This window comes from Gammaproteobacteria bacterium, from assembly GCA_011375345.1.
Classification (GTDB): Bacteria; Pseudomonadota; Gammaproteobacteria; order DRLM01; family DRLM01; genus DRLM01.
On the sequence record DRLM01000034.1, the window covers coordinates 1 to 2,787 of the forward strand.

At 61.0% G+C, this 2,787-nt stretch carries 4 protein-coding genes; all 4 read left to right on the plus strand.

Annotation, left to right across the window (positions count from 1 at the left end; all coding sequences use genetic code 11):
• On the plus strand, positions 1 to 69 hold a 69-nt coding region (locus ENJ19_02685), incomplete at its 5' end, for a hypothetical protein (protein ID HHM04633.1).
• A gap of 70 nt (positions 70 to 139) precedes the next feature.
• Positions 140 to 1,516 carry a F0F1 ATP synthase subunit beta gene (atpD, locus tag ENJ19_02690; GenBank protein ID HHM04634.1) on the plus strand — a complete coding sequence of 459 codons (1,377 nt, stop codon included), beginning with the start codon at positions 140 to 142 and terminating at the stop codon, positions 1,514 to 1,516.
• Positions 1,517 to 1,582: 66 nt separating this feature from the next.
• Complete coding sequence (locus ENJ19_02695; GenBank protein HHM04635.1) at positions 1,583 to 2,011, plus strand: F0F1 ATP synthase subunit epsilon; 429 nt, start codon at positions 1,583 to 1,585, stop codon at positions 2,009 to 2,011.
• A gap of 464 nt (positions 2,012 to 2,475) precedes the next feature.
• Positions 2,476 to 2,787: bifunctional N-acetylglucosamine-1-phosphate uridyltransferase/glucosamine-1-phosphate acetyltransferase (gene glmU, locus ENJ19_02700; protein ID HHM04636.1), on the plus strand; the 312-nt coding region annotated here is incomplete at its 3' end.

Here is a 2,787-nt window from a genome sequence, read left to right on the forward strand (position 1 = left end):
AACAAGGCACGGCAGGCGGCCATCACCCAGGAAATTTCCGAAATCGTCGGCGGCGCCGCGGCTGTTTGAGCGCGCAATCTGCCCCGGCGATGACGAGCAGGGTAAAAATAATTTTTGATATCTGAGAGGAACTGACACCATGAGTTCGGGCAACATCGTTCAGATTATCGGCGCGGTAATCGACGTGGAATTCCCACGCGACGCCATGCCCAGGGTCTACGACGCATTAAAGGTGGAAGAAACCGGCCTGACCCTGGAAGTGCAGCAGCAGTTGGGTGACGGCGTTGTGCGCACCATCGCCATGGGCAGCACCGACGGCTTGAAGCGCGGTTTGGCGACCACCGCCACCGGCGCGCCCATTTCCGTCCCCGTAGGCACCAAGACGTTGGGCCGCATCATGGACGTGCTGGGCAATCCCATCGACGAAGCCGGTCCCATCGGCGAAGACGAGCGCTGGTCCATCCACCGCAAGGCGCCCAGCTTCGAAGAACAATCCCCCACCACGGAGCTGTTGGAGACCGGCATTAAGGTCATTGATCTGATCTGCCCCTTCGCCAAAGGCGGCAAAGTGGGCCTGTTCGGTGGCGCTGGCGTGGGCAAGACCGTGAACATGATGGAGCTGATCCGCAACATCGCCATCGAGCACAGCGGCTATTCCGTGTTCGCCGGGGTGGGTGAACGGACCCGGGAAGGCAATGACTTCTATCATGAGATGAAGGACTCCAACGTTCTCGACAAAGTGTCGCTGGTCTACGGCCAGATGAATGAGCCGCCGGGCAACCGTCTGCGGGTCGCCCTGACCGGTCTGACCATGGCGGAGTTCTTCCGTGACGAAGGCCGCGACGTCTTGTTCTTCGTGGACAACATCTACCGTTACACCCTGGCCGGTACCGAAGTCTCGGCCCTGCTGGGCCGGATGCCCTCAGCGGTGGGTTATCAGCCGACCCTGGCGGAGGAGATGGGGATGCTGCAAGAGCGTATCACCTCCACCAAGACCGGCTCCATCACCTCCATCCAGGCCGTGTACGTGCCCGCGGACGACTTGACCGATCCCTCGCCCGCCACCACCTTTGCCCACCTGGATGCCACTGTGGTGTTGTCCCGCAACATCGCCGAGCTGGGTATCTACCCGGCGGTGGATCCGCTGGATTCCACCAGCCGGCAGCTCGATCCCCTGGTGGTCGGTCAGGAACATTACGAAACGGCCCGGGCGGTGCAGAATATCCTGCAACGCTACAAAGAGCTGAAAGACATCATCGCCATTTTGGGGATGGATGAGCTGTCCGAGGACGACAAGCTGACCGTGGCCCGGGCCCGGAAAATCCAGCGCTTTTTGTCCCAGCCTTTCTTCGTGGCGGAAGTATTCACCAACTCACCGGGCAAGTACGTGCCGCTGAAAGACACCATTGCCGGCTTCAAAGCCATCGTCAATGGCGAGTACGATCACCTGCCCGAGCAGGCGTTCTACATGGTGGGTTCCATCGAAGAAGCCGTGGAACGGGCGAAGAAACTTTAAGTGTTGCCCGGGGCGCGGGGCCAGGGCGTTCCGCGCGGCGACACCCATAACAGGTGACAAATAACTATGGCCATGACGATACACGTAGACATCGTGAGCGCCGAGGCGGAGATATTCTCCGGCAGCGCTGCCATGGTGTTCGCGCCGGCGGTGATGGGCGAAGTGGGCATCATGCCCCGCCATGCGCCGTTGTTGACGCGCATCAAGCCCGGCGAAGTGCGCGTTCGCAAGGACGACGGCAGCGAGGAGTTTTTTTTCGTGTCCGGCGGCATGCTGGAAGTCCAGCCCCACGTGGTAACCATCCTGGCGGACACTGCGGCCCGTGCCAAAGACCTGGACGAAGCCGCCGCCATGGAAGCCATGCAGCGCGCCGAGCAGGCACTCAAGGATCAGCAGGGCGAAATGGAGCTGGCAAGAGCCGAGGCGGAACTGGCGGAAGCCGCCGCCCGTTTGCGCATGATACAAAACATGCGCAAAAAAACCGGCCACTCCTAGGGGCCTGCCGGGTTTGGGATGAATCGGCTGCAAAACCGGGAGAGGGGTCCCCGCTGCCGTGATTTTTTGTTACATAGTGCGCCTCTGAATCGCGGCAATCTGTCCTCGCTCTCCCACTTTTTCGCTCGATCCCCCTAAATCCGGCAGGCTTTCAGGCTCAAAGCCGCAGGCGGCATGACAGAGAAGGCTGATCCCTCCCAGGGTTCGGCCTTCGCTGTTTTGGGGCAGGGAGGTTAAAATGAAAAAAGGGAAATCAACCGTTGAGCGCGCAAAGCATTTTCAGGTATCAACGGCCGTCTCCGGCTTCACAGCAGGCGGGGAAAGCGCGCCACTCCCGGTTCGAATAAACTGGACACGGGCTTCCTTGTGCGTGCGTCGCGCCCGTTGCGGTGTCAGCACGTCGAACATTACGTGTGTCACCAGCTTGGTTTAAGCAGCACCAATACGATCGAAACGGATATTCCATGGCTCTCAGCATCATCATCCTCGCCGCCGGTCAAGGCACCCGCATGCGCTCCGTGCTGCCCAAAGTGCTCCATCCCCTGGGTGGCAAGCCCCTGCTGGGGCACGTGATCGACACCGCGCACACCGTCGGTGCGGCGGACATTCATGTGGTGTATGGCCACGGTGGCGGGCAGGTGCAGGACGCTTTTTCCGACAGCAGCGTCAGTTGGGTGGAGCAGTCTGAGCAGTTGGGCACGGGCCATGCTGTGGCGCAAGCCCTGCCCGAGCTGCCGGACGACAACCTGGCACTGGTGCTCTACGGCGATGTGCCG

Excerpts from the sequence above, each read along its gene's own strand:
- atpD (HHM04634.1), top strand. The coding sequence starts at position 140 with ATGAGTTCGGGCAACATCGTTCAGATTATCGGCGCGGTAATCGACGTG.
- ENJ19_02695 (HHM04635.1), top strand. The coding sequence starts at position 1,583 with ATGGCCATGACGATACACGTAGACATCGTGAGCGCCGAGGCGGAGATA.